We start from the raw sequence: 26,264 nt of genomic DNA, 5'->3' as shown, positions 1-26,264 counted from the left end.
TTTCTAGGAGAAGCGGATAATGCCCGCCATCACGCATATGGCGGCGCTACGCCGGGAGATTATCAGCATGAGCGTTGAATCCTTCACCCCCACGGCTTTGCAATTCACCCACGGTGCTGCGCACAAGGTGAAGAGCCTGGTCGATGAAGAGGGTAATGATCGCTTGAAGCTGCGCGTATTTGTTACGGGCGGCGGTTGTTCAGGGTTTCAGTACGGTTTTACCTTCGATGAAGACGTGGCCGATGACGACACCATCGTTGAGCGCGAGGGCGTCAGCCTGGTTGTCGATCCGATGAGCTTCCAGTACCTGGCAGGAGCCGAGGTGGACTATCAGGAAGGTCTGGAAGGTTCGCGCTTCGTGATCAAGAACCCGAATGCCACCACCACTTGTGGTTGCGGGTCTTCGTTCTCGATCTGATCGACAGCGGATATAAAAACGCCGCTTGGCCTTGATAGGGCCAAGCGGCGTTTTGCTGTGTGGGATTCAGGCGGGGTAGATCGCGCCGAGTACACGAAGGCCGCGGGCGCCGGTGACGCTGGGGCGGTTGGCGGCGATGCCTTCCAGGCAGCAATGGGCCAGCCAGGCGAACGCCATGGCTTCGACCCAGTCAGGGTCTACGCCGCAGGTGGCGGTGCTGCTGACCTGGGTCGCCGGCAGCAGGGCGCTCAGGCGGCTCATCAGGGTTGCGTTGTGGGCGCCGCCGCCGCAGACCAGCAGGGTTTCGGTCTGTGGTTGGGCGGTTTGCAGGGATTCGACGATGGTCAGGGCAGTCAGCTCGAGCAATGTGGCTTGCACGTCCTGGGCTGCGAATGGCGGCAATCGTCCCAGGTGATGCTCAAGCCATCCCAGGTTGAAGACCTCGCGACCGGTGCTTTTTGGCCCCTTGGTCACAAAGAACGGATCGCTGAGCAATGCCTTGAGTAGCTGGGGTTCAATTTTTCCGCTGGCAGCCCACTGGCCATCGCGGTCGAAGTTCTCGCCGCGTTGCTGGTGAATCCAGGCATCCAGCAGGACATTCCCCGGGCCGCAGTCGAAGCCCGCGACCGGTTTGCCGGTCTCGATCAGGCTGAGGTTGCTGAAGCCGCCCACATTCAGCACGGCGCGGTTGCCCGTGCGCTCGCCAAACAATGCCTCATGAAATGCAGGCACCAGCGGGGCGCCTTGGCCTCCGGCGGCGACATCGCGGCTACGGAAATCACTGACGACGGTGATTCCGGTCAATTCGGTGAGCAGTGCCGGGTTGCCGATCTGCACGGTAAAACCCCGTGCAGGTTCGTGACGAATGGTTTGGCCGTGGCTGCCAATCGCTCGAATGTCCTGGGGCTTGAGGTTCTGCTGATCGAGTAGGGCGTGAATACCTTGGGCGGCAAGCGTCACCCAGTTCTGCTGCGCGAGCGCCGAACGGGCAATCTCGTCCGGGCCGCTGGCGCACAGGCCAAGCAGCTCGGAACGCAGGGATTCAGGCATGGGGATGTAGTGGGTGGCGATCAGCTTGATCGCCGGGCCTTGCTCGGTCAGCGCAATGTCCAGGCCATCAAGGCTGGTCCCGGACATCACACCTATATAGAGCGACATGGCTTAGCGCTTCGCCGAAGCCAGGAGAGTAGAGCGCTCCTGGTCCATGCGGGCCATCAATGGCTGGCTCTGCTGCAGGAAGCGAGCGCGCTCGGCCTTGGCGATCGGGTCGGCCATTGGCAGCTTCTGGCCCAGTGGGTCGACGTGCACGCCGTTGACCTGGAACTCGTAGTGCAAGTGCGGGCCGGTGGACAGCCCGGTAGTGCCGATGTAACCGATCACCTGGCCCTGCTTGACGTTGCCGCCGGTCTGGATGCCCTTGGCGAAACCTTGCATGTGGCCATACAGCGTGCGGTAGGTGGCCCCGTGCTGGATGATCACGGTGTTGCCGTAGCCGCCACGGCGACCAGCCAGCAAGACCTTGCCGTCACCGGCAGCCTTGATCGGCGTGCCACGCGGGGCGGCGTAGTCGACGCCTTTGTGAGCGCGAATTTTGTTCAGAATTGGATGCTTGCGACCCATCGAGAAACGCGAGCTAATACGGGCGAAGTCAACCGGGGTACGGATGAACGCCTTGCGCATGCTGTTGCCGTCGGCGGTGTAGTAGCTGCTGTTGCCTTGTTTGTTGGTGTAGCGCACGGCGGTGTAGGTCTTGCCACGGTTGGTAAACCGCGCAGAAAGGATGTTACCGGTGCCGACGACCTTGCCGTTGGCGACCTTCTGTTCGTAGATCACGTCGAATTCGTCGCCCTGGCGAATGTCCTGGGCGAAGTCGATGTCGTAGCCAAACACGCTGGCCATGTCCATGGTCATGCTGTGGGACAGGCCGGCGCGGGCGGCGGACTGCGACAGCGAGCTGTTGATCACGCCGTGTACATAGGCGGAGCGCATGACCGGCTTGGTGGTGATGCGGTTGAACGCAAAGCCCTTGGCGCCTTTGGTCAGGGTGATGCTTTCCAGGTCGCTGACGTTGCTGTGCAGGTTGGTCAACTGGCCGTCGGGCGCCAGTTCGAATTCAAGCTTCTGGCCATGCTTGAGTTGGGTGAATTGCTTGGCCTGCTTGTCGCTTGCCAGTACATCGTTGACCGTCGCGGCGGGGAGGCCGACCTTTTCGAACAGGGTCGAAAGGGTGTCGCCCTTGGCAACAATGACTTCCCGGTGCAGCGGGTTCTTGGGTGCCTCTACTACCGCAGGTTCGGCCTGCGCGGTTTCCTTGGTGTCTTCGGCGCTGCTTTCGATCTGGGCAAACGGCGATTCGGCTGCGCCATTTGTGGCTTGAAGTGCGTCGGAAGCGTCTTGATCTTGTGTCAGTTGCTCAACCGGACTTTCAAGGTCAAGGCTTAGGGTCGTTCGTTTGGCTTCTACGTCGCTGGAAGGAAATATCAGGAGTGCCAGGCTCAGAAGGGCGGCGATCCCACTTGCGGCGAGCAGGTGGGTCTTCGGGTAAAGCGGCGGCGCTTTAGACGGTTCTGTGGTCATAAGTAATTTTGACTTTGAAAAGATGAATTGGAAAAGATGAATGACATGATGAAGATGAAATAACTGTATAAAATATAACCAAATCATCTGTGGTGCAAGCTTGCGAACGCTGGGCTTGCTGAACGGTGTCCGTGCGCAGGGCAAAACTTGTAATTAGTCCCTGATCTTGTATGGTTGGTTCCCTTTTGAATCTGAGCCTTGCGGGTCTGTTATGAAGTCGGTTGAAGAGCAGCTAGCGCTGATCAAACGTGGTGCGGAAGAACTGTTGGTCGAAGCTGAGCTGATCGAAAAGCTCAAGCGTGGCCAGCCCCTGCGTATTAAGGCCGGCTTTGATCCGACGGCGCCGGATCTGCACCTTGGGCATACGGTGCTTATTAATAAGCTGCGCCAGTTCCAGGAACTGGGGCATCAGGTGATCTTCCTTATAGGTGACTTCACCGGGATGATCGGCGATCCGAGCGGCAAGAGCGCTACGCGTCCGCCGCTGACCCGTGAGCAGGTTCTCGATAACGCCGAGACCTACAAGACCCAGGTCTTCAAGATTCTTGATCCGGCCAAGACCGAGGTTGCCTTCAACTCCACCTGGATGGATCAGATGGGGCCGGCGGATTTCATTCGTCTTACGTCCCAGTACACCGTTGCTCGCATGCTCGAGCGCGATGACTTCGATAAGCGATACTCCACTAATCAGCCGATCGCTATCCATGAGTTCCTGTACCCATTGGTTCAAGGGTATGACTCGGTGGCGTTGCGTGCCGATGTCGAGCTGGGCGGTACTGATCAGAAGTTCAACCTGCTGATGGGGCGTGAGCTGCAGCGTGCGTATGGGCAAGAGGCTCAGTGCATTCTGACGATGCCGTTGCTGGAAGGGCTGGATGGCGTCAAGAAGATGTCCAAGTCCCTGGGTAACTATGTCGGTATCCAGGAGGCGCCGGGTGTGATGTACGGTAAGCTGGTTTCGATTCCGGATGCGCTGATGTGGCGTTACTTCGAACTGTTGAGTTTCCGCTCGATGGATGAGATCAATGCATTGCGTGCTGAAGTGGAAGCTGGGGCTAACCCGCGGGATGTGAAGATCAAGCTGGCTGAAGAGATTGTTGCGCGCTTCCATGGTGAAGAGGCTGCGGCCAGTGCTCACCGTGCTGCGGGTAACCGTATGAAGGATGGCGAGCTGCCGGATGATCTGCCTGAGATTGAATTGACTGCTGGCGAGGCAATGCCGATCGCTGCCGTCCTTAATAAGGCGGGCCTGGTGAAGAACTCGGCGGTGGCGCGCGACCTTCTGGGGTCTGGCGGTGTGCGTATAGATGGTGAGGTTGTCGATCGCACCTTTATATACGAGCTGGGCGCGACCCACGTTTGCCAGGCCGGCAAGAAGGCATTTGCGCGTATTACGCTTAAATCCGAATAAACCTGAAATTAACTGTTGACGGCGTTTTATATCTGTCTATAATTCGCCCCACTTCCGGCGCAGTCGAAACGGAAAACTCCTTGGTAAACAAAGAGTTATGTAGGTTTCGACAGCGAGTAGCTTCAGATCATCGAAGCCCAGAAGGAGTTAGTAAGGCAGTGTTGTTTGGCCCTATTAACGTTTCGATCCTCTCGGTCGAAAGCGGAGAAAAAGAGGTGTTGACAGCAGCGTGTAACGCTGTAGAATTCGCCTCCCGCTAACGAGAGATCGGAAGCGCAAGTGGTTGAAGTTACAAAGGAAACTTTGAAAACTTCTGAAAATAATCACTTGACAGCAAATGAGGCTGCTGTAGAATGCGCGCCTCGGTTGAGACGAAAGATCTTAACCAACCGCTCTTTAACAACTGAATCAAGCAATTCGTGTGGGTGCTTGTGGAGTCAGACTGATAGTCAACAAGATTATCAGCATCACAAGTTACTCCGCGAGAAATCAAAGATGTAACCAACGATTGCTGAGCCAAGTTTAGGGTTTCTTAAAAACCCAAAGATGTTTGAACTGAAGAGTTTGATCATGGCTCAGATTGAACGCTGGCGGCAGGCCTAACACATGCAAGTCGAGCGGTAGAGAGAAGCTTGCTTCTCTTGAGAGCGGCGGACGGGTGAGTAATGCCTAGGAATCTGCCTGGTAGTGGGGGATAACGTCCGGAAACGGACGCTAATACCGCATACGTCCTACGGGGGAAAGCAGGGGACCTTCGGGCCTTGCGCTATCAGATGAGCCTAGGTCGGATTAGCTAGTTGGTGGGGTAATGGCTCACCAAGGCGACGATCCGTAACTGGTCTGAGAGGATGATCAGTCACACTGGAACTGAGACACGGTCCAGACTCCTACGGGAGGCAGCAGTGGGGAATATTGGACAATGGGCGAAAGCCTGATCCAGCCATGCCGCGTGTGTGAAGAAGGTCTTCGGATTGTAAAGCACTTTAAGTTGGGAGGAAGGGCAGTAAATTAATACTTTGCTGTTTTGACGTTACCGACAGAATAAGCACCGGCTAACTCTGTGCCAGCAGCCGCGGTAATACAGAGGGTGCAAGCGTTAATCGGAATTACTGGGCGTAAAGCGCGCGTAGGTGGTTCGTTAAGTTGGATGTGAAATCCCCGGGCTCAACCTGGGAACTGCATTCAAAACTGACGAGCTAGAGTATGGTAGAGGGTGGTGGAATTTCCTGTGTAGCGGTGAAATGCGTAGATATAGGAAGGAACACCAGTGGCGAAGGCGACCACCTGGACTGATACTGACACTGAGGTGCGAAAGCGTGGGGAGCAAACAGGATTAGATACCCTGGTAGTCCACGCCGTAAACGATGTCAACTAGCCGTTGGGAGCCTTGAGCTCTTAGTGGCGCAGCTAACGCATTAAGTTGACCGCCTGGGGAGTACGGCCGCAAGGTTAAAACTCAAATGAATTGACGGGGGCCCGCACAAGCGGTGGAGCATGTGGTTTAATTCGAAGCAACGCGAAGAACCTTACCAGGCCTTGACATCCAATGAACTTTCTAGAGATAGATTGGTGCCTTCGGGAACATTGAGACAGGTGCTGCATGGCTGTCGTCAGCTCGTGTCGTGAGATGTTGGGTTAAGTCCCGTAACGAGCGCAACCCTTGTCCTTAGTTACCAGCACGTAATGGTGGGCACTCTAAGGAGACTGCCGGTGACAAACCGGAGGAAGGTGGGGATGACGTCAAGTCATCATGGCCCTTACGGCCTGGGCTACACACGTGCTACAATGGTCGGTACAGAGGGTTGCCAAGCCGCGAGGTGGAGCTAATCCCAGAAAACCGATCGTAGTCCGGATCGCAGTCTGCAACTCGACTGCGTGAAGTCGGAATCGCTAGTAATCGCGAATCAGAATGTCGCGGTGAATACGTTCCCGGGCCTTGTACACACCGCCCGTCACACCATGGGAGTGGGTTGCACCAGAAGTAGCTAGTCTAACCTTCGGGGGACGGTTACCACGGTGTGATTCATGACTGGGGTGAAGTCGTAACAAGGTAGCCGTAGGGGAACCTGCGGCTGGATCACCTCCTTAATCGACGACATCAGCTGCTCCATAAGTTCCCACACGAATTGCTTGATTCATTGAAGAAGACGATAGAAGCAGCTTTAAGCTCCAAGCTGATAGCTCTTAGCTAATCAGTTACGCGCTCGAAATTGGGTCTGTAGCTCAGTTGGTTAGAGCGCACCCCTGATAAGGGTGAGGTCGGCAGTTCGAATCTGCCCAGACCCACCAATTTTGTTATGGGGCCATAGCTCAGCTGGGAGAGCGCCTGCCTTGCACGCAGGAGGTCAACGGTTCGATCCCGTTTGGCTCCACCATTAACTGTTTCTACTGTTAGAGTTTAGAAATGAATATTCGCCAATGAATATTGATTTCTAGTCTTTGATTAGATCGTTCTTTAAAAATTTGGGTATGTGATAGAAAGATAGACTGAACGTTACTTTCACTGGTAACGGATCAGGCTAAGGTAAAATTTGTAAGTAATTGCGAATTTTCGGCGAATGTCGTCTTCACAGTATAACCAGATTGCTTGGGGTTATATGGTCAAGTGAAGAAGCGCATACGGTGGATGCCTTGGCAGTCAGAGGCGATGAAAGACGTGGTAGCCTGCGAAAAGCTTCGGGGAGTCGGCAAACAGACTTTGATCCGGAGATGTCTGAATGGGGGAACCCAGCCATCATAAGATGGTTACCTTACACTGAATACATAGGTGTATGGAGCGAACCAGGGGAACTGAAACATCTAAGTACCCTGAGGAAAAGAAATCAACCGAGATTCCCTTAGTAGTGGCGAGCGAACGGGGACTAGCCCTTAAGTGGCTTTGAGATTAGCGGAACGCTCTGGAAAGTGCGGCCATAGTGGGTGATAGCCCTGTACGCGAAAATCTCTTAGTCATGAAATCGAGTAGGACGGAGCACGAGAAACTTTGTCTGAATATGGGGGGACCATCCTCCAAGGCTAAATACTACTGACTGACCGATAGTGAACTAGTACCGTGAGGGAAAGGCGAAAAGAACCCCGGAGAGGGGAGTGAAATAGATCCTGAAACCGTATGCGTACAAGCAGTGGGAGCAGACTTTGTTCTGTGACTGCGTACCTTTTGTATAATGGGTCAGCGACTTATTTTCAGTGGCGAGCTTAACCGAATAGGGGAGGCGTAGCGAAAGCGAGTCTTAATAGGGCGTCTAGTCGCTGGGAATAGACCCGAAACCGGGCGATCTATCCATGGGCAGGTTGAAGGTTGGGTAACACTAACTGGAGGACCGAACCGACTACCGTTGAAAAGTTAGCGGATGACCTGTGGATCGGAGTGAAAGGCTAATCAAGCTCGGAGATAGCTGGTTCTCCTCGAAAGCTATTTAGGTAGCGCCTCATGTATCACTGTAGGGGGTAGAGCACTGTTTCGGCTAGGGGGTCATCCCGACTTACCAAACCGATGCAAACTCCGAATACCTACAAGTGCCGAGCATGGGAGACACACGGCGGGTGCTAACGTCCGTCGTGAAAAGGGAAACAACCCAGACCGTCAGCTAAGGTCCCAAAGTTATGGTTAAGTGGGAAACGATGTGGGAAGGCTTAGACAGCTAGGAGGTTGGCTTAGAAGCAGCCACCCTTTAAAGAAAGCGTAATAGCTCACTAGTCGAGTCGGCCTGCGCGGAAGATGTAACGGGGCTCAAACCATACACCGAAGCTACGGGTATCACCTTCGGGTGATGCGGTAGAGGAGCGTTCTGTAAGCCTGTGAAGGTGAGTTGAGAAGCTTGCTGGAGGTATCAGAAGTGCGAATGCTGACATGAGTAACGATAATGGGTGTGAAAAACACCCACGCCGAAAGACCAAGGTTTCCTGCGCAACGTTAATCGACGCAGGGTTAGTCGGTCCCTAAGGCGAGGCTGAAAAGCGTAGTCGATGGAAAACAGGTTAATATTCCTGTACTTCTGGTTATTGCGATGGAGGGACGGAGAAGGCTAGGCCAGCTTGGCGTTGGTTGTCCAAGTTTAAGGTGGTAGGCTGGAATCTTAGGTAAATCCGGGATTCTAAGGCCGAGAGCTGATGACGAGTCATCTTTTAGATGACGAAGTGGTTGATGCCATGCTTCCAAGAAAAGCTTCTAAGCTTCAGGTAACCAGGAACCGTACCCCAAACCGACACAGGTGGTTGGGTAGAGAATACCAAGGCGCTTGAGAGAACTCGGGTGAAGGAACTAGGCAAAATGGCACCGTAACTTCGGGAGAAGGTGCGCCGGTGAGGGTGAAGGACTTGCTCCGTAAGCTCATGCCGGTCGAAGATACCAGGCCGCTGCGACTGTTTATTAAAAACACAGCACTCTGCAAACACGAAAGTGGACGTATAGGGTGTGACGCCTGCCCGGTGCCGGAAGGTTAATTGATGGGGTTAGCTAACGCGAAGCTCTTGATCGAAGCCCCGGTAAACGGCGGCCGTAACTATAACGGTCCTAAGGTAGCGAAATTCCTTGTCGGGTAAGTTCCGACCTGCACGAATGGCGTAACGATGGCGGCGCTGTCTCCACCCGAGACTCAGTGAAATTGAAATCGCTGTGAAGATGCAGTGTATCCGCGGCTAGACGGAAAGACCCCGTGAACCTTTACTATAGCTTTGCACTGGACTTTGAATTTGCTTGTGTAGGATAGGTGGGAGGCTTTGAAGCGTGGACGCCAGTTCGCGTGGAGCCAACCTTGAAATACCACCCTGGCAACTTTGAGGTTCTAACTCAGGTCCGTTATCCGGATCGAGGACAGTGTATGGTGGGTAGTTTGACTGGGGCGGTCTCCTCCTAAAGAGTAACGGAGGAGTACGAAGGTGCGCTCAGACCGGTCGGAAATCGGTCGTAGAGTATAAAGGCAAAAGCGCGCTTGACTGCGAGACAGACACGTCGAGCAGGTACGAAAGTAGGTCTTAGTGATCCGGTGGTTCTGTATGGAAGGGCCATCGCTCAACGGATAAAAGGTACTCCGGGGATAACAGGCTGATACCGCCCAAGAGTTCATATCGACGGCGGTGTTTGGCACCTCGATGTCGGCTCATCACATCCTGGGGCTGAAGCCGGTCCCAAGGGTATGGCTGTTCGCCATTTAAAGTGGTACGCGAGCTGGGTTTAGAACGTCGTGAGACAGTTCGGTCCCTATCTGCCGTGGACGTTTGAGATTTGAGAGGGGCTGCTCCTAGTACGAGAGGACCGGAGTGGACGAACCTCTGGTGTTCCGGTTGTCACGCCAGTGGCATTGCCGGGTAGCTATGTTCGGAATAGATAACCGCTGAAAGCATCTAAGCGGGAAACTAGCCTCAAGATGAGATCTCACTGGAACCTTGAGTTCCCTGAAGGGCCGTCGAAGACTACGACGTTGATAGGTTGGGTGTGTAAGCGCTGTGAGGCGTTGAGCTAACCAATACTAATTGCCCGTGAGGCTTGACCATATAACACCCAAGCAATTTGCGTCGAAGAGACCAAATTGCGGTGTGTGAAGACGAAACGAACCGAAAGTTCGAGATCTTGCAAAACACCGAAAGCTATCACATACCCAATTTGCTGAAGCGAGGCCAAATGGCCACGACTCAGTACCCGAATTTCTTGACGACCATAGAGCATTGGAACCACCTGATCCCATCCCGAACTCAGCAGTGAAACGATGCATCGCCGATGGTAGTGTGGGGTTTCCCCATGTGAGAGTAGGTCATCGTCAAGATTAAATTCCAGAACCCCTGATTGCTTATGCAGTCAGGGGTTTTGTTTTGGGCGGTCGGAAAATTTGGGCGGTCGAATTTCAAGCATCTTCAATGCTAACGTCCTGCCTTTCTATGCAATGGCCTAATGCATGGCTATCATGCGTGCCTCATTGTGAGGCGAGACCTGCATGCTGACGTTGTTGAAACTTCTAAAAGATGGTCGATTCCACTCCGGGGAGGCGCTCGGTGCTGCCTTGGGTGTCAGTCGCAGTGCTGTATGGAAGCAGCTTCAGCATCTCGAGGCGGAATTGGGTCTACCTATCCATAAAGTGCGCGGCAGGGGGTATCAGTTGGCTGCGCCCCTGATACTGTTAAGTGCCGATGAAATAGCTCGGCATGTACCTGTTCCTGCATGGCCTGTTCATATCTCTGACTCCATTGACTCTACCAATGCCGAGGCATTGCGGCTGATTGAATCGGGTCGCACTGCGCCATTTCTTGTGCTTTCAGAGCAGCAAACTGCAGGCAGGGGAAGGCGCGGACGAAAGTGGGTCAGTCCTTTCGCTCAAAACGTCTACTACAGCCTTGTGATGCGGATCGAAGGCGGCATGCGTCAGTTGGAAGGGCTAAGCCTGGTGGTCGGACTTGCAGTTATGCAGGCGCTGCGCGACGCGGGTGTTCGTGGTGCAGGGTTGAAGTGGCCAAATGACGTTTTGGTCGGGCAGAAAAAGATCGCCGGAATTCTCCTGGAACTGGTCGGGGATCCCGCTGACGTCTGTCACGTCGTTATTGGTATCGGCATCAACGTGAACATGCAGAAGGCGGATGAGGTCGATCAGCAATGGAGCTCCGTACAGTTGGAGAGCGGCAGTGCTGTTGATCGCAACTACCTGGTAGCGCGTCTTGGAGTGCAGCTGCAGGCTTATCTTGAGCGTCACCAGGCATCTGGCTTTTCGGCAATTCAGGGTGAGTGGGAGCAAAGCCATTTATGGCAGGGCCGGCCTGTATCGCTCATCGCGGGCGTGAACCAGATTGACGGCGTGGTGCTGGGGGTCGATGGGCAAGGCGCATTGCGGTTGAGCGTGGATGGTGTTGAGAAAGTATATAGCGGTGGTGAGCTAAGCCTGAGGTTGCGTGATGATTCTTGAGCTCGACTGTGGGAATAGCTTTATCAAATGGCGGGTACTTGAGTCGGATAAGGCTCGTATCTTTGCCGAAGGTGTCGTTGGGTCGGATGCCTCGCTGATCGACAGCCTGTTCGCGCTCCCGGGGCTCGCGTTAAAAGACTGCCGGCTGGTGAGTGTTCGCGCTTCGGATGAGACAAGTCAACTGGTCGCTACCCTGGTCGAGGCATTTGGCGTCAAGGTGCTGTGTGCTGCTTCGGCGAGGCAGATGGGTGGGGTGCGGAACGGGTACGAAGATTTCGAGCGCCTGGGACTGGATCGTTGGCTCGCGATGCTGGGTGGGTTTCAGCTGGCGTCGGGCGCGTGCCTGGTGCTCGATTTTGGCACCGCCGCAACAGCGGACTTCATTTCCGCAGACGGTGAGCATCTCGGCGGTTTCATTTGTCCGGGGATGCCGCTGATGCGTAATCAGCTTCGAACACATACCCGCAAAATACGCTATGACGATATCGCCGCTGAACGGGCTCTTGAGGCGCTGTCTCCAGGGCGCACAACTGTGGAGGCGGTAGAGCGCGGCTGTACGCTCATGCTGAGGGGTTTTGTGTTGACCCAGCTGGAGTTGGCTCGAAGCTATTGGGGGAGCGATTTTACCGTCTTCCTTACCGGTGGGGACGCTGAGCTCGTGGCTGACGCTGTGCCTCACGGTAGGCTTGTCCCTGATCTGGTTTTTGTTGGCTTGGCGATGGCGTGCCCTTTGTCCTGAGGTTTTTATGCGTTGGCTGTTTCTGCTTTTGCTGGTCCTCAATGTCTTCTATTACATCTGGCATCAGCAGGAGGCCCCTCTGCGCGCTAAAGATGTCACGCCTTTGGCTCTCTATCGTGGTTCTCAGCAAGATATCCGCCTGTTGAGCGAATCGGCTGATGCGATGGTTCGGCGAGACAGGGCAAAAGCGCCTGATGCGCAGGCGACGTGCTTGTATATCGGCGGTTTGCCTGATCAGAAAGAGGCTCAGTCCGTTGAGCAGCGCCTCACCAGCCTGGATATCAAGGTCAGGCTGCTGTCTCTGAACCTGCCTGATGCGTCGGGATACTGGCTGCGAGTGGCCCCTGAAAGCAGGCGTCTGGCCGATGATCTGCCCTTTGAAAACCTTGCTAATGAATTCAATGAGTTAAAACATAAAATAATGCCGTGCGAAGGCATTGCAACCTTCGAATAGTTTGCATAGAATGGCGCCCGCTTCGCAGTGAAGACCTTCTAGGTCGACAGGGTGAAGCGAAGGTCAATGCAGCTAACCTCATATTTTTTAATGAGAAAATGCTTGACAGAAGGCTGGCATGATGTAGAATGCCGGCTCGCTTAGGAGGGGTTCCCGAGCGGCCAAAGGGATCAGACTGTAAATCTGACGTCTACGACTTCGAAGGTTCGAATCCTTCCCCCTCCACCATTTTAGCGTGAGCTGCAAGCTCCGCGGGTATAGTTTAGTGGTAGAACCTCAGCCTTCCAAGCTGATGATGCGGGTTCGATTCCCGCTACCCGCTCCAAGTTTGCAGGTTGTGCAAGTTGTTTCGCTCTTGTAGCTCAGTTGGTAGAGCACACCCTTGGTAAGGGTGAGGTCAGCGGTTCAAATCCGCTCAAGAGCTCCATATAACAAGGCAGATATGAAAATATCTGCCTTTGTTTTAACAGCTACCTCCGGTTGAATATGCCCTCTCTCGCTGTTTTGTTTGGGTGGGTTTCAGGTCTGCAGGGGTTTGTTGTTGTAAAGTCTTTTTCAGATCGGCATAATTGTCGGCCTGATTTTGTTTTAGGTCAGTAGCTCAATTGGCAGAGCGACGGTCTCCAAAACCGTAGGTTGGGGGTTCGATTCCCTCCTGACCTGCCAGATTCACTTGGTGTGTCTGGCTTTCTTTTCACAGGATCTTCATAGATGACTCCTAAGGCTGAAGCTCAAGGCTCTCGCTTCGATCTGCTCAAGTGGCTTGTAGTAGTCGCTGTTGTGGTTGTAGGCGTTGTTGGCAACCAGTACTACTCTGGGTCGCCAATCCTGTACCGTGTCCTCGCATTGCTCGCCCTTGCTGCTGTTGCTGCCTTTGTTGGCCTGCAGACTGCAAAAGGCAAGTCGTTTGCGGTCCTGGTGAAGGAAGCTCGTACCGAGATCCGTAAAGTCGTTTGGCCGACTCGCCAAGAAACCACGCAGACCACGTTGATCGTGGTAGCTGTTGTTCTGGTTATGGCGTTGCTGTTGTGGGGGCTTGATTCCCTGCTCGGCTGGCTTGTTTCCTTGATTGTTGGCTAAGGGTGTCCCGTGGCTAAGCGTTGGTACGTTGTGCATGCTTACTCGGGTTACGAGAAGCATGTCATGCGCTCTTTGCTAGAGCGCGTAAAGCTGGCAGGCATGGAAGATGGCTTCGGCGAAATTCTGGTTCCCACTGAAGAAGTGGTTGAAATGCGTAATGGCCAGAAACGCAAAAGCGAACGTAAGTTCTTCCCTGGCTACGTGCTGGTTCAAATGGACATGAATGAGGGTACTTGGCACTTGGTCAAGGACACTCCTCGCGTCATGGGTTTCATCGGCGGTACCGCTGATAAGCCTGCTCCGATCACTGACAAAGAAGCAGAAGCAATTCTGCGTCGCGTTGCTGATGGTAGCGACAAGCCCAAGCCGAAGACGTTGTTCGAGCCGGGTGAGGTTGTTCGTGTCACAGATGGTCCGTTCGCTGATTTTAACGGCACCGTCGAAGAAGTTAACTACGAAAAGAGCCGGATCCAAGTGGCAGTGCTCATTTTCGGTCGCTCTACTCCGGTAGAGCTAGAGTTCAGCCAGGTCGAAAAAGTCTAGCTGAGCAAGCATCCCAACCCCGCAGCCTTAGGCTGTGGGGTTTTGTCGTCACTGGGATAAACGCGCAAGTAACCGGGGAGCCTTTCGAGGCGTTCGAACCCGTAATTGGAGTGCCTCATGGCCAAGAAGATTACCGCTTACATCAAGCTGCAAGTGAAGGCCGCTCAGGCCAACCCAAGCCCACCTGTTGGTCCAGCTCTGGGTCAGCACGGCGTGAACATCATGGAATTCTGCAAGGCCTTCAACGCCCGTACTCAGGGTATTGAGCCAGGTCTGCCGACTCCAGTGATCATCACTGTATACAGCGACCGTAGCTTCACCTTCGAAACCAAGTCGACCCCGGCTTCGGTTCTGTTGAAGAAAGCTGCTGGTCTGACTAGCGGTTCCGCTCGTCCTAACACCGTTAAGGTTGGCACCGTGACCCGTGCTCAGCTGGAAGAAATCGCGAAAACCAAAAACGCGGATCTGACTGCAGCTGATATGGATGCAGCCGTGCGTACCATCGCCGGTTCTGCTCGTAGCATGGGCCTTAACGTGGAGGGTGTGTAATGGCTAAGCTGACCAAGCGCCAAAAGGCTATCGCCGGCAAAATCGAAGCGGGCAAGTCCTACAATTTTGTAGACGCTGCTGCTCTGCTGACCGAGCTGTCGACTGTCAAGTTCAGCGAGTCTGTTGACGTTGCTGTAAACCTGGGCGTTGACCCACGTAAATCCGACCAGGTCGTTCGTAGCGCTACTGTGCTGCCACACGGTACTGGCAAGACCGTACGTGTAGCTGTCTTCACCCAAGGCCCAGCAGCTGAAGCTGCTCTGGCCGCCGGCGCCGATCGCGTTGGCATGGACGACCTGGCTGCCGAAATGAAAGGCGGCGACCTGAACTATGACGTCGTAATTGCTTCCCCGGATGCAATGCGCGTTGTAGGTCAGCTGGGTCAGATCCTTGGTCCACGTGGTCTGATGCCTAACCCTAAAGTCGGCACCGTGACTCCAGACGTAGCTACCGCGGTTAAAAACGCCAAGGCTGGTCAGGTTCGTTATCGCACCGACAAAAACGGCATCATTCACACCTCCGTTGGCAAAGTCGGCTTTGATGCCGTCAAGCTGAAGGAAAACGTTGAAGCCCTGATCGCTGATCTGAAGCGTATCAAGCCAGCTTCCTCGAAAGGTATCTACGTCAAGCGCGTTACCCTGAGCACCACTATGGGCCCAGGTCTGGTCATCGACCAAGGCTCGCTGGACGTATAAGACACAAATTGGCGCAAGTAATTGCGCCAATTGAAAGATTGGGGTCCCTGCCTGGCGGGGGCTATCCAAGACCGTAGGCGACGCAAGTCTTAAACCACAAGCCTACGCAGATGGTGCTCCCGGTTCCTTACCGAATCAGACACCAAAACGACATCCGGCCCAGGCCAGATGAAACGGTAACAAGCAGGAGTTAAACCCGTGGCAATTAATCTCGAAGACAAGAAGGCCATCGTCGCTGAAGTCAACGAGGCTGCCAAAGCTGCTCTGTCCGCTGTCGTGGCTGATGCCCGTGGTGTGACAGTAAGCTCTATGACCGGACTCCGTAAAGAGGCTCGTGAAGCTGGCGTATACGTACGTGTTGTACGTAACACCCTGCTCAAGCGCGCTGTTGCTGACACTGAATACAGTGTCCTCAACGACGTGTTCACCGGCCCGACCCTGATTGCGTTCTCCAAGGAACATCCTGGCGCTGCTGCCCGTTTGTTCAAGGAATTCGCCAAGGGTCAGGATAAGTTCGAGATCAAGGCAGCTGCGTTCGAGGGCAAGTTCCTCGCAGCTAACCAAATCGACGTACTGGCAACACTGCCGACCCGTAACGAAGCTATTTCTCAGCTGATGAGCGTGATTCAAGGCGCTACCAGCAAGTTGGCTCGTACTCTGGCCGCAGTTCGCGAGCAAAAAGAAGCTGCCGCAGCCTAAGGCTGAGCATCTCCTCTCGCGTATTTTTGTTTATTTCGATGGCCGCGTAGGCCGTCCCCCAATTCAGGAATTACAGCAATGTCTATCTCCCAAGACGATATCCTCAACGCCGTAGCTGAAATGTCGGTTCTGCAGGTTGTTGAGCTGATCAAAGCTTTCGAAGAAAAATTCGGTGTTTCCGCTGCCGCTGCTTCGGCTGGCCCAGCTGTTGCCGCTGTTGCTGCTGAAGAGCAAACCGAATTCAACGTCATGCTGCTGGAAGCTGGCGAGAAGAAAGTAAACGTGATCAAGGCAGTACGTGAACTGACCGGTCTGGGCCTGAAAGAAGCCAAGGCAGTAGTTGACGGCGCCCCTGCCCAGGTTCTGGAAGCAGTGTCGAAAGACGCAGCTGACAAAGCTAAAGCAGTGCTGGAAGAAGCAGGCGCTAAAGTCGAGCTGAAGTAAGCATCGACCTTGCGTCTCCAGCCCAAGCGTTAAGCTGAAGGCTGATGGCTGGTGGCTCTTGCCACCGGCCTTTTTCCGTTATTGGCAATCGACTCGGTCGTCGCCTATAACGCGCTGTAACCACCCGATGCGGTGGCGCAAACCATGGGGTTTGCAAGATTTTCTGGCTGCTCCCGTCGGGAGGGGCCAAACAAGCAGGTGACCAAGCTGGGGAACGCTGATGGCTTACTCATATACTGAGAAAAAACGTATCCGCAAGGACTTTAGCAAGTTGCCGGACGTCATGGATGTCCCGTACCTTCTGGCTATCCAGCTGGATTCGTATCGTGAATTCTTGCAGACGGGAGCGACCAAAGATCAGTTCCGCGACGTGGGCCTGCATGCGGCCTTCAAATCCGTTTTCCCGATCATCAGCTACTCCGGCAATGCTGCGCTGGAGTACGTCGGTTATCGCCTGGGCGAACCGGCATTTGATGTCAAAGAATGCGTGTTGCGCGGTGTTACGTACGCCGTACCTTTGCGGGTAAAAGTCCGTCTGATCATCTTCGACAAAGAGTCGTCGAACAAAGCGATCAAGGACATCAAAGAGCAAGAAGTCTACATGGGTGAAATCCCCCTGATGACTGAGAACGGTACCTTCGTTATCAACGGTACCGAGCGCGTTATCGTTTCCCAGCTGCACCGTTCCCCGGGCGTGTTCTTTGACCACGACCGCGGCAAGACGCACAGCTCCGGCAAGCTCCTGTACTCCGCGCGGATCATTCCGTACCGCGGTTCGTGGTTGGACTTCGAGTTCGACCCGAAAGACTGCGTGTTCGTGCGTATCGACCGTCGTCGCAAGCTGCCGGCCTCGGTACTGCTGCGCGCGCTCGGCTATACCACTGAGCAAGTGCTGGACGCTTTCTACACCACTAACGTATTCCACCTGAGCGGCGAAACCCTCAGCCTGGAGTTGGTGCCTCAGCGCCTGCGTGGTGAGATTGCCGTTCTGGACATCCAGGACGACAAAGGCAAGGTCATCGTTGAAGCCGGCCGCCGTATTACCGCGCGCCACATCAACCAGATCGAAAAAGCCGGTATCAAGACGCTGGAAGTGCCTCTGGACTACGTCCTGGGTCGCACCACCGCCAAGGTCATCGTGCACCCGGCCACCGGCGAAATCCTGGCTGAATGCAACACCGAGCTGAACACCGAGATCCTGGCGAAAATCGCCAAGTCCCAGGTTGTTCGCATCGAGACCCTGTACACCAATGACATCGACTGCGGCCCGTTCGTCTCCGACACCCTGAAGATCGACTCCACCAGCAACCAATTGGAAGCGCTGGTCGAGATCTATCGCATGATGCGTCCTGGCGAGCCACCAACCAAAGACGCTGCCGAGACCCTGTTCAACAACCTGTTCTTCAGCCCTGAGCGCTATGACCTGTCTGCGGTCGGCCGGATGAAGTTCAACCGTCGTATCGGTCGTACCGAGATCGAAGGTTCGGGCGTGCTGTGCAAGGAAGACATCGTCGCGGTACTGAAGACCCTGGTCGACATCCGTAACGGCAAAGGCATCGTCGATGACATCGACCACCTGGGTAACCGTCGTGTTCGCTGCGTAGGCGAAATGGCCGAGAACCAGTTCCGCGTTGGCCTGGTACGTGTTGAGCGTGCGGTCAAAGAGCGTCTGTCGATGGCCGAAAGCGAAGGCCTGATGCCGCAAGACCTGATCAACGCCAAGCCAGTGGCTGCGGCGGTGAAAGAGTTCTTCGGTTCCAGCCAGCTCTCGCAGTTCATGGACCAGAACAACCCGCTCTCCGAGATCACCCACAAGCGCCGTGTTTCCGCACTGGGCCCGGGCGGTCTGACTCGTGAGCGTGCAGGCTTTGAAGTTCGTGACGTACACCCGACTCACTACGGTCGTGTATGCCCGATTGAAACGCCGGAAGGTCCGAACATCGGCCTGATCAACTCCCTGGCTGCCTATGCGCGCACCAACCAGTACGGCTTCCTCGAGAGCCCGTACCGCGTGGTGAAAGACGCACTGGTCACCGACGAGATCGTGTTCCTGTCCGCCATCGAAGAAGCTGATCACGTGATCGCTCAGGCTTCGGCCACGATGAACGACAAGAAAATGCTGATCGACGAGCTGGTAGCTGTTCGTCACTTGAACGAGTTCACCGTCAAGGCGCCGGAAGACGTCACCTTGATGGACGTATCGCCGAAGCAGGTAGTTTCGGTTGCAGCGTCGCTGATCCCGTTCCTGGAACACGATGACGCCAACCGTGCGTTGATGGGTTCCAACATGCAGCGTCAAGCTGTACCGACCCTGCGCGCTGACAAGCCGCTGGTAGGTACCGGCATGGAGCGTAACGTAGCCCGTGACTCCGGCGTTTGCGTCGTGGCTCGTCGTGGCGGCGTGATCGACTCCGTTGATGCCAGCCGTATCGTGGTTCGTGTTGCCGATGACGAAGTTGAAACTGGCGAAGCCGGTGTCGACATCTACAACCTGACCAAATACACCCGCTCCAACCAGAACACCTGCATCAACCAGCGTCCGCTGGTCAGCAAGGGTGATCGGGTTCAGCGCAGCGACATCATGGCAGACGGTCCGTCCACCGATATGGGTGAGCTGGCACTGGGTCAGAACATGCGCATCGCGTTCATGGCCTGGAACGGTTACAACTTCGAAGACTCCATCTGCCTGTCCGAGCGTGTGGTTCAGGAAGATCGCTTCACCACGATCCACATTCAGGAACTGACCTGTGTGGCGCGTGACACCAAGCTTGGGCCAGAGGAAATCACTGCAGACATCCCGAACGTGGGTGAAGCTGCACTGAACAAGCTGGACGAAGCCGGTATCGTTTACGTAGGTGCTGAAGTTGGCGCAGGCGACATTCTGGTAGGTAAGGTCACTCCGAAAGGCGAGACCCAACTGACTCCGGAAGAGAAGCTGTTGCGTGCCATCTTCGGTGAAAAAGCCAGCGACGTTAAAGACACTTCCCTGCGTGTACCTACCGGTACCAAGGGCACTGTCATCGACGTACAGGTCTTCACCCGTGACGGCGTTGAGCGTGATGCTCGTGCGCTGTCCATCGAGAAGACCCAACTCGACGAGATCCGCAAGGATCTGAACGAAGAGTTCCGTATCGTTGAAGGCGCGACCTTCGAACGTCTGCGTTCCGCCCTGGTAGGCCACAAGGCTGAAGGCGGCGCAGGTCTGAAGAAAGGTCAGGACATCACCGACGAAGTGCTCGACGGTCTTGAGCACGGGCAGTGGTTCAAACTGCGCATGGCTGAAGATGCTCTGAACGAGCAGCTCGAGAAGGCCCAGGCCTACATCGTCGATCGTCGCCGTCTGCTGGACGACAAGTTCGAAGACAAGAAGCGCAAACTGCAGCAGGGCGATGACCTGGCTCCAGGCGTGCTGAAAATCGTCAAGGTTTACCTGGCAATCCGTCGCCGCATCCAGCCGGGCGACAAGATGGCCGGTCGTCACGGTAACAAAGGTGTGGTCTCCGTGATCATGCCGGTTGAAGACATGCCGCACGATGCCAATGGCACCCCGGTAGACGTCGTCCTCAACCCGTTGGGCGTACCTTCGCGTATGAACGTTGGTCAGATCCTTGAAACCCACCTGGGCCTCGCGGCCAAAGGTCTGGGCGAGAAGATCAACCGTATGATCGAAGAGCAGCGCAAGGTCGCAGACCTGCGCAAGTTCCTGCACGAGATCTACAACGAGATCGGCGGTCGCAACGAAGAGCTGGACACCTTCTCCGACCAGGAAATCCTGGATCTGGCGAAGAACCTGCGCGGCGGCGTTCCAATGGCTACCCCGGTGTTCGACGGTGCCAAGGAAAGCGAAATCAAGGCCATGCTGAAACTGGCAGACCTGCCAGAAAGCGGCCAGATGCAGCTGTTCGACGGCCGTACCGGCAACAAGTTTGAGCGCCCGGTTACTGTTGGCTACATGTACATGCTGAAGCTGAACCACTTGGTAGACGACAAGATGCACGCTCGTTCTACCGGTTCGTACAGCCTGGTTACCCAGCAGCCGCTGGGTGGTAAGGCTCAGTTCGGTGGTCAGCGTTTCGGGGAGATGGAGGTCTGGGCACTGGAAGCATACGGTGCTGCTTACACTCTGCAAGAAATGCTCACAGTGAAGTCGGACGATGTGAACGGTCGGACCAAGATGTACAAAAACATCGTGGACGGCGATCACCGTATGGAGCCGGGCATGCCCGAGTCTTTCAACGTGTTGATCAAAGAAATTCGTTCCCTCGGCATCGATATCGATCTGGAAACCGAATAACACGTGACGCGAATCGAGAGCGGGGCTGTTTAGCCCGCTCTCTGCTCCGCCAGGAGGAAAGGCCTTGAAAGACCTACTGAATTTGCTGAAAAACCAGGGTCAAGTCGAAGAGTTCGACGCCATCCGTATTGGGTTGGCATCGCCTGAGATGATCCGTTCGTGGTCGTTCGGTGAAGTTAAAAAGCCGGAAACCATCAACTACCGTACGTTCAAACCAGAGCGTGACGGCCTGTTCTGCGCCAAGATCTTTGGCCCGGTAAAGGATTACGAGTGCCTGTGCGGTAAGTACAAGCGCTTGAAGCACCGTGGTGTGATCTGCGAGAAGTGCGGCGTTGAAGTTGCACTGGCCAAGGTTCGTCGTGAGCGCATGGCGCACATCGAGCTGGCTTCGCCGGTTGCCCACATCTGGTTCCTGAAATCACTGCCGTCCCGTATCGGCTTGCTGATGGACATGACCCTGCGTGATATCGAACGCGTTCTCTACTTCGAGAGCTATGTCGTTATCGATCCAGGCATGACCACCCTTGAAAAGGGTCAGCTGCTGAACGACGAGCAGTATTTCGAAGCGCTGGAAGAGTTCGGCGACGATTTCGATGCCCGCATGGGTGCCGAAGCTGTCCGCGAACTGCTGCACGCTATCGACCTGGAACACGAGATTGGCCGTCTGCGTGAAGAAATTCCGCAAACCAACTCCGAAACCAAGATCAAGAAACTGTCCAAGCGTCTGAAGTTGATGGAAGCCTTCCAGGGTTCCGGCAACTTGCCAGAGTGGATGGTGCTGACCGTTCTGCCGGTTCTGCCGCCAGACCTGCGTCCGCTGGTACCGTTGGATGGTGGTCGCTTCGCGACTTCCGACCTCAACGACCTGTACCGTCGCGTGATCAACCGTAACAACCGCTTGAAGCGTCTGCTCGACCTGTCCGCTCCGGACATCATCGTGCGCAACGAAAAGCGTATGTTGCAGGAAGCTGTCGATGCCCTGCTCGACAACGGTCGTCGTGGCCGCGCTATCACCGGTTCGAACAAGCGTCCTCTGAAATCCCTGGCTGACATGATCAAGGGTAAGCAGGGTCGTTTCCGTCAGAACTTGCTCGGTAAGCGTGTTGACTACTCCGGTCGTTCGGTAATTACCGTAGGCCCGACCCTGCGTCTGCACCAGTGTGGTCTGCCGAAGAAGATGGCTCTCGAGCTGTTCAAGCCGTTCATTTTCGGCAAGCTGGAAATGCGTGGTCTCGCGACCACCATCAAAGCTGCCAAGAAAATGGTCGAGCGCGAGCTGCCAGAGGTTTGGGACGTTCTCGCTGAAGTGATCCGTGAACACCCGGTTCTCCTCAACCGTGCACCGACCCTTCACCGTCTGGGTATCCAGGCGTTTGAACCAGTACTGATCGAAGGTAAGGCTATCCAGCTGCACCCGCTGGTCTGTGCTGCGTACAACGCCGACTTCGACGGCGACCAAATGGCCGTGCACGTACCGCTGACGCTGGAAGCCCAGCTGGAAGCGCGTGCGTTGATGATGTCGACCAACAACATTCTGTCGCCAGCCAACGGTGAGCCAATCATCGTTCCGTCGCAGGACGTTGTATTGGGTCTGTACTACATGACTCGTGAAGCGATCAACGCCAAGGGCGAAGGTCGTGTGTTCGCGGATCTGCAGGAAGTTGACCGTGTGTTCCGTGCCGGCGAAGCCGCACTGCACGCCAAGGTTAAAGTCCGCATCCACGAAACCATCAACGATCGTGACGGTGGCAGCGTCAAGAACACCCGTATCGTCGACACCACTGTCGGCCGTGCGCTGCTGTTCCAGGTTGTTCCACCTGGCCTGTCGTACGACGTGGTCAACCAGCCAATGAAGAAAAAGGCGATCTCCAAGCTGATCAACCAGTGCTACCGCGTGGTTGGTTTGAAAGAGACCGTTATCTTCGCTGACCAGTTGATGTACACCGGTTTTGCTTATTCGACCATTTCCGGCGTTTCCATCGGTGTTAACGACTTCGTTATCCCGGACGAGAAAGCCGCCATCATCGGTGCTGCCACCGATGAAGTGAAAGAGATCGAAAGCCAGTACGCCTCCGGCCTGGTAACCCAGGGCGAGAAGTACAACAAAGTGATCGACCTTTGGTCCAAGGCCAACGACGAAGTGTCGAAGGCGATGATGTCGAACCTCTCGAAAGAGCGTGTTATCGACCGTCATGGCGTGGAAGTCGATCAAGAGTCGTTCAACTCGATGTACATGATGGCCGACTCGGGCGCACGGGGTTCTGCTGCGCAGATCCGTCAGCTCGCCGGTATGCGTGGCCTGATGGCCAAGCCGGACGGTTCCATCATCGAAACGCCGATTACTGCGAACTTCCGTGAAGGTTTGAGCGTACTTCAGTACTTCATCTCGACTCACGGTGCTCGTAAAGGTCTGGCGGATACCGCGTTGAAAACCGCTAACTCCGGTTACCTGACTCGTCGTCTGGTAGACGTTGCGCAAGACTTGGTTGTGACTGAAGTTGACTGCGGCACCGAACACGGTCTGCTGATGACTCCGCACATCGAAGGCGGCGACGTTGTAGAACCGTTGGGTGAGCGCGTACTGGGTCGAGTAATCGCCCGTGACGTATTCAAGCCAGGTACCGAGGAAGTCATCGTTCCTGCCGGCACCCTGGTAGACGAGAAGTGGGTCGAGTTCATCGAACTCAACAGCATCGACGAAGTGATTGTTCGCTCGCCGATCAGCTGCGAAACCCGCTACGGCATTTGTGCCAAGTGCTACGGCCGTGACTTGGCTCGTGGTCACCAGGTGAACATCGGTGAAGCGGTCGGCGTTATCGCTGCCCAGTCCATCGGTGAGCCGGGTACCCAGCTGACCATGCGTACGTTCCACATCGGTGGTGCGGCAAGCCGGACCTCCGCAGCCGACAGCGTTCAGGTGAAGAATGGCGGTACCGTCCGTCTGCACAACCTGAAGCACGTTGAGCGAGTGGATGGCCACTTGGTTGCTGTGTCCCGTTCCGGTGAGCTGGCAATCGCTGATGACTACGGTCGTGAGCGCGAGCGTTACAAGCTGCCTTACGGTGCTGTGATTTCGGTTAAAGAAGGTGACAAGGTCGACGCTGGCGCAATCGTGGCCAAGTGGGATCCGCACACTCACCCAATCGTTACCGAAATGAAAGGTACCGTGACCTACGTGGGCATGGAAGAAGGCATCACGATCAAGCGTCAGACTGACGAATTGACCGGTATGACCAACATTGAAGTACTCGACGCCAAAGACCGTCCAGCTGCAGGCAAAGATATCCGTCCTGCCGTGAAGATGGTTGATGACAACGGCAAGGATCTGTTGCTGCCAGGCACTGACGTTATCGCTCAGTACTTCCTGCCAGCCAACGCCCTGGTCGGTGTTGCGGATGGTGCGAAGATCGCGATCGGTGATGTTATCGCTCGTATCCCGCAAGAAACTTCGAAGACCCGTGACATCACCGGTGGTCTGCCGCGTGTTGCCGACTTGTTCGAAGCTCGTCGTCCGAAAGAAGCGTCGATTCTGGCTGAAGTCAGCGGCACCATCGCGTTCGGTAAAGAGACCAAGGGCAAGCGCCGCCTGGTTATCACCCCGAACGACGGTAGCGATCCGTACGAAGAGCTGATTCCGAAGTGGCGTCACCTGAACGTCTTCGAAGGCGAACAGGTAAACCGCGGCGAAGTTATCTCCGACGGCCCGAGCGATCCACACGACATCCTGCGTCTGCTGGGTGTGAGTGCGCTGGCCAAGTACATCGTTAACGAGATCCAGGACGTTTACCGTCTGCAAGGCGTGAAGATCAACGATAAGCACATCGAGACCATCCTGCGTCAGATGCTGCGTAAAGTTGAAATCGCTGAATCCGGCGATTCGAGTTTCATCAAGGGCGACCAGATGGAACTGACTCACGTACTGGTAGAGAACGAGCGCCTGGCGAACGACGAGAAATTCGTTTCCAAGTTCACTCGTGTGTTGCTGGGTATCACCAAGGCGTCGTTGTCCACTGAGTCGTTCATCTCGGCGGCCTCCTTCCAGGAGACCACTCGCGTACTGACCGAAGCAGCGGTAACCGGCAAGCGCGATTACCTGCGCGGCCTGAAAGAAAACGTGGTTGTGGGTCGTCTGATCCCGGCCGGTACCGGTTTGGCCTACCACAGCGAGCGTAAGCGTCGCCGTGAACTCGACAAGCCGTTGCGCGTAAGCGCCAGTGAAGTGGAAGCTGCACTGACCGAAGCGCTGAACTCAAGCGGTAACTGAGTTCTGCGGTAAATAAGACCGGGCCCTGGCAGCCCCGTTCGTCGGATCGAGACAGATTTGTCCCGGTTCGATGGAAGGGGAGGTCGGGGCCTTGCCTTGACTGGGGACAAGATCCTCTTTAGACTCTTGTACCCCTAAATTTGGCGGGAATTCGTTCCTGCCATTTTGCTTTTCTTGCAAGACAATAGCGTCGCAAGACAACAGTGGAGCTAGTAGATGGCAACTATCAACCAGCTGGTACGTCAGCCGCGTAAGCGTATCGTCGAGAAATCCGACGTGCCTGCGCTGCAGAACTGCCCGCAACGTCGTGGCGTATGCACTCGCGTGTATACCACTACGCCGAAAAAACCTAACTCGGCACTGCGTAAAGTATGCCGTGTGCGCCTGACCAACGGTTTCGAGGTTTCCTCGTACATCGGCGGTGAAGGTCACAACCTGCAAGAGCACAGCGTGGTACTGATCCGCGGCGGTCGTGTAAAAGACTTGCCAGGTGTTCGTTACCACACCGTACGCGGCTCCTTGGATACTTCCGGCGTTAAAGGTCGTAACCAGGGTCGTTCGAAGTACGGTACCAAGAAGCCTAAGTAGTAGCGGCTTTTTGTAAAACTGAATCATCTTATTTTCTGAGTCGATAAGAGTAAGGTCGGAGGCGTCCCGAAAGGGCACCGATTCCGAGCGAACCTGAAGACCGTTTGAGGGCTTATCCATGCCAAGAAGACGCGTAGCAGCCAAGCGCGAAGTGCTTGACGATCCAAAATACGGAAGCCAAATCCTGGCCAAGTTCATGAACCACGTAATGGAAAGCGGCAAGAAAGCCGTTGCCGAGCGTATCGTTTATGGCGCGCTGGAAAAGGTTAAAGAACGCAAGAACAGCGACCCCCTGGAAATCTTCGAGAAAGCTCTCGACGCCATCGCTCCGCTGGTCGAAGTGAAGTCGCGCCGTGTAGGCGGTGCTACTTACCAGGTTCCGGTTGAAGTTCGCCCGTCCCGTCGTAACGCTTTGGCAATGCGCTGGTTGGTAGACTTCGCCCGTAAGCGCGGCGAGAAGTCTATGGCCCTGCGTTTGGCTGGCGAACTGTTGGACGCTGCTGAAGGTAAAGGTGCTGCTGTTAAGAAGCGTGAAGACGTGCACCGTATGGCTGAAGCCAACAAAGCTTTCTCGCACTACCGCTTCTAATTCTAGCTTCACTAATTTTGCGAGGGCTTT

At 55.2% G+C, this 26,264-nt stretch carries 17 protein-coding genes, 6 tRNA genes and 3 rRNA genes; 24 read left to right on the top strand and 2 right to left on the bottom strand.

From position 1 onward, the window contains the following. Positions 1 to 67 precede the first annotated feature (67 nt). The gene (erpA, locus tag C0058_RS29320; RefSeq protein ID WP_003176443.1) at positions 68 to 418 is read left to right on the top strand and encodes an iron-sulfur cluster insertion protein ErpA; all 351 of its coding nucleotides are present in this window, start codon (positions 68 to 70) and stop codon (positions 416 to 418) included. Positions 419 to 484: 66 nt separating this feature from the next. Here erpA and C0058_RS29315 read toward each other — a convergent pair whose 3' ends face one another. Next, the gene (locus C0058_RS29315) at positions 485 to 1,576 is read right to left on the bottom strand and encodes an anhydro-N-acetylmuramic acid kinase (protein ID WP_102370009.1); all 1,092 of its coding nucleotides are present in this window, start codon (positions 1,574 to 1,576) and stop codon (positions 485 to 487) included. Between the two features lie 3 nt (positions 1,577 to 1,579). Further along, positions 1,580 to 2,995, bottom strand: a complete 1,416-nt coding sequence (locus C0058_RS29310) for a peptidoglycan DD-metalloendopeptidase family protein (RefSeq protein ID WP_102370008.1) — start codon at positions 2,993 to 2,995, stop codon at positions 1,580 to 1,582. Between the two features lie 211 nt (positions 2,996 to 3,206). On the opposite strand from C0058_RS29310, the gene tyrS reads away from it, so the two are divergent. The 23 genes from tyrS (at position 3,207) to rpsG (ending at position 26,234) form a co-directional block, all read left to right on the top strand. Then, entirely contained in the window at positions 3,207 to 4,406 is a 1,200-nt protein-coding gene (gene tyrS / locus C0058_RS29300) for a tyrosine--tRNA ligase (RefSeq protein WP_003210928.1), read from the top strand. Positions 4,407 to 4,958: 552 nt separating this feature from the next. Further along, a 16S ribosomal RNA gene (locus C0058_RS29290) occupies positions 4,959 to 6,494 on the top strand. A 124-nt stretch (positions 6,495 to 6,618) separates the two neighbouring features. Beyond that, positions 6,619 to 6,695: transfer RNA gene (locus C0058_RS29285), tRNA-Ile, on the top strand. A 10-nt stretch (positions 6,696 to 6,705) separates the two neighbouring features. Continuing rightward, a tRNA-Ala gene (locus C0058_RS29280) sits at positions 6,706 to 6,781 on the top strand. 224 nt (positions 6,782 to 7,005) lie between these two features. Next, a 23S ribosomal RNA gene (locus tag C0058_RS29275) occupies positions 7,006 to 9,899 on the top strand. A 153-nt stretch (positions 9,900 to 10,052) separates the two neighbouring features. Next, a 5S ribosomal RNA gene (gene rrf, locus C0058_RS29270) occupies positions 10,053 to 10,168 on the top strand. The 16S, 23S and 5S rRNA genes sit together here with 2 tRNA genes alongside, the layout of an rRNA operon. Positions 10,169 to 10,336: 168 nt before the next feature. Then, entirely contained in the window at positions 10,337 to 11,296 is a 960-nt protein-coding gene (birA, locus tag C0058_RS29265) for a bifunctional biotin--[acetyl-CoA-carboxylase] ligase/biotin operon repressor BirA (RefSeq protein WP_003210105.1), read from the top strand. Beyond that, positions 11,286 to 12,035, top strand: a complete 750-nt coding sequence (locus tag C0058_RS29260; protein WP_008436414.1) for a pantothenate kinase — start codon at positions 11,286 to 11,288, stop codon at positions 12,033 to 12,035. The genes birA and C0058_RS29260 overlap by 11 nt, the downstream gene beginning before the upstream one ends. A gap of 7 nt (positions 12,036 to 12,042) precedes the next feature. Further along, positions 12,043 to 12,489, top strand: coding sequence for a hypothetical protein (locus C0058_RS29255; protein WP_102370007.1), 447 nt, complete (start codon positions 12,043 to 12,045; stop codon positions 12,487 to 12,489). A 143-nt stretch (positions 12,490 to 12,632) separates the two neighbouring features. After that, positions 12,633 to 12,717 (top strand) — tRNA-Tyr (locus tag C0058_RS29250). Positions 12,718 to 12,740: 23 nt separating this feature from the next. Then, positions 12,741 to 12,814, top strand: a tRNA-Gly gene (locus C0058_RS29245). A gap of 26 nt (positions 12,815 to 12,840) precedes the next feature. Then, a tRNA-Thr gene (locus tag C0058_RS29240) sits at positions 12,841 to 12,916 on the top strand. Positions 12,917 to 13,079: 163 nt separating this feature from the next. Next, positions 13,080 to 13,155, top strand: a tRNA-Trp gene (locus C0058_RS29235). Positions 13,156 to 13,200: 45 nt separating this feature from the next. After that, positions 13,201 to 13,569 carry a preprotein translocase subunit SecE gene (gene secE, locus C0058_RS29230; RefSeq protein ID WP_003210099.1) on the top strand — a complete coding sequence of 123 codons (369 nt, stop codon included), beginning with the start codon at positions 13,201 to 13,203 and terminating at the stop codon, positions 13,567 to 13,569. Positions 13,570 to 13,578: 9 nt separating this feature from the next. Beyond that, on the top strand, positions 13,579 to 14,112 hold the full coding sequence (gene nusG / locus C0058_RS29225) for a transcription termination/antitermination protein NusG (RefSeq protein ID WP_003176436.1): 534 nt from the start codon (positions 13,579 to 13,581) through the stop codon (positions 14,110 to 14,112). 117 nt (positions 14,113 to 14,229) lie between these two features. Then, the gene (gene rplK / locus C0058_RS29220; protein WP_003210097.1) at positions 14,230 to 14,661 is read left to right on the top strand and encodes a 50S ribosomal protein L11; all 432 of its coding nucleotides are present in this window, start codon (positions 14,230 to 14,232) and stop codon (positions 14,659 to 14,661) included. Then, positions 14,661 to 15,356: a 50S ribosomal protein L1 gene (gene rplA / locus C0058_RS29215; RefSeq protein WP_003176434.1), complete on the top strand. Its 696-nt coding sequence runs from the start codon at positions 14,661 to 14,663 to the stop codon at positions 15,354 to 15,356. Before rplK ends, rplA begins: the two co-directional genes overlap by 1 nt. Positions 15,357 to 15,554: 198 nt before the next feature. Then, a complete protein-coding gene (gene rplJ / locus C0058_RS29210) occupies positions 15,555 to 16,055 on the top strand; it encodes a 50S ribosomal protein L10 (protein ID WP_102370006.1) in 501 nt (166 codons plus the stop codon). A gap of 78 nt (positions 16,056 to 16,133) precedes the next feature. Further along, positions 16,134 to 16,499, top strand: coding sequence for a 50S ribosomal protein L7/L12 (gene rplL, locus C0058_RS29205; protein ID WP_003210093.1), 366 nt, complete (start codon positions 16,134 to 16,136; stop codon positions 16,497 to 16,499). A gap of 220 nt (positions 16,500 to 16,719) precedes the next feature. Beyond that, a complete protein-coding gene (gene rpoB / locus C0058_RS29200; RefSeq protein ID WP_102370005.1) occupies positions 16,720 to 20,793 on the top strand; it encodes a DNA-directed RNA polymerase subunit beta in 4,074 nt (1,357 codons plus the stop codon). A 64-nt stretch (positions 20,794 to 20,857) separates the two neighbouring features. Beyond that, positions 20,858 to 25,057, top strand: coding sequence for a DNA-directed RNA polymerase subunit beta' (gene rpoC / locus C0058_RS29195; protein WP_003210090.1), 4,200 nt, complete (start codon positions 20,858 to 20,860; stop codon positions 25,055 to 25,057). Between the two features lie 216 nt (positions 25,058 to 25,273). Further along, on the top strand, positions 25,274 to 25,645 hold the full coding sequence (rpsL, locus tag C0058_RS29190; protein ID WP_002555494.1) for a 30S ribosomal protein S12: 372 nt from the start codon (positions 25,274 to 25,276) through the stop codon (positions 25,643 to 25,645). Between the two features lie 118 nt (positions 25,646 to 25,763). Further along, positions 25,764 to 26,234 carry a 30S ribosomal protein S7 gene (gene rpsG / locus C0058_RS29185; RefSeq protein WP_002555493.1) on the top strand — a complete coding sequence of 157 codons (471 nt, stop codon included), beginning with the start codon at positions 25,764 to 25,766 and terminating at the stop codon, positions 26,232 to 26,234. Positions 26,235 to 26,264 lie beyond the last annotated feature (30 nt).

The sequence above is a fragment of the Pseudomonas sp. NC02 genome (assembly GCF_002874965.1).
In the GTDB taxonomy this organism is placed as follows: Bacteria; Pseudomonadota; Gammaproteobacteria; order Pseudomonadales; family Pseudomonadaceae; genus Aquipseudomonas.
The sequence above is the reverse complement of the archived record's forward strand: the minus strand, read 5'-3'. Positions and strand labels throughout refer to the sequence as shown.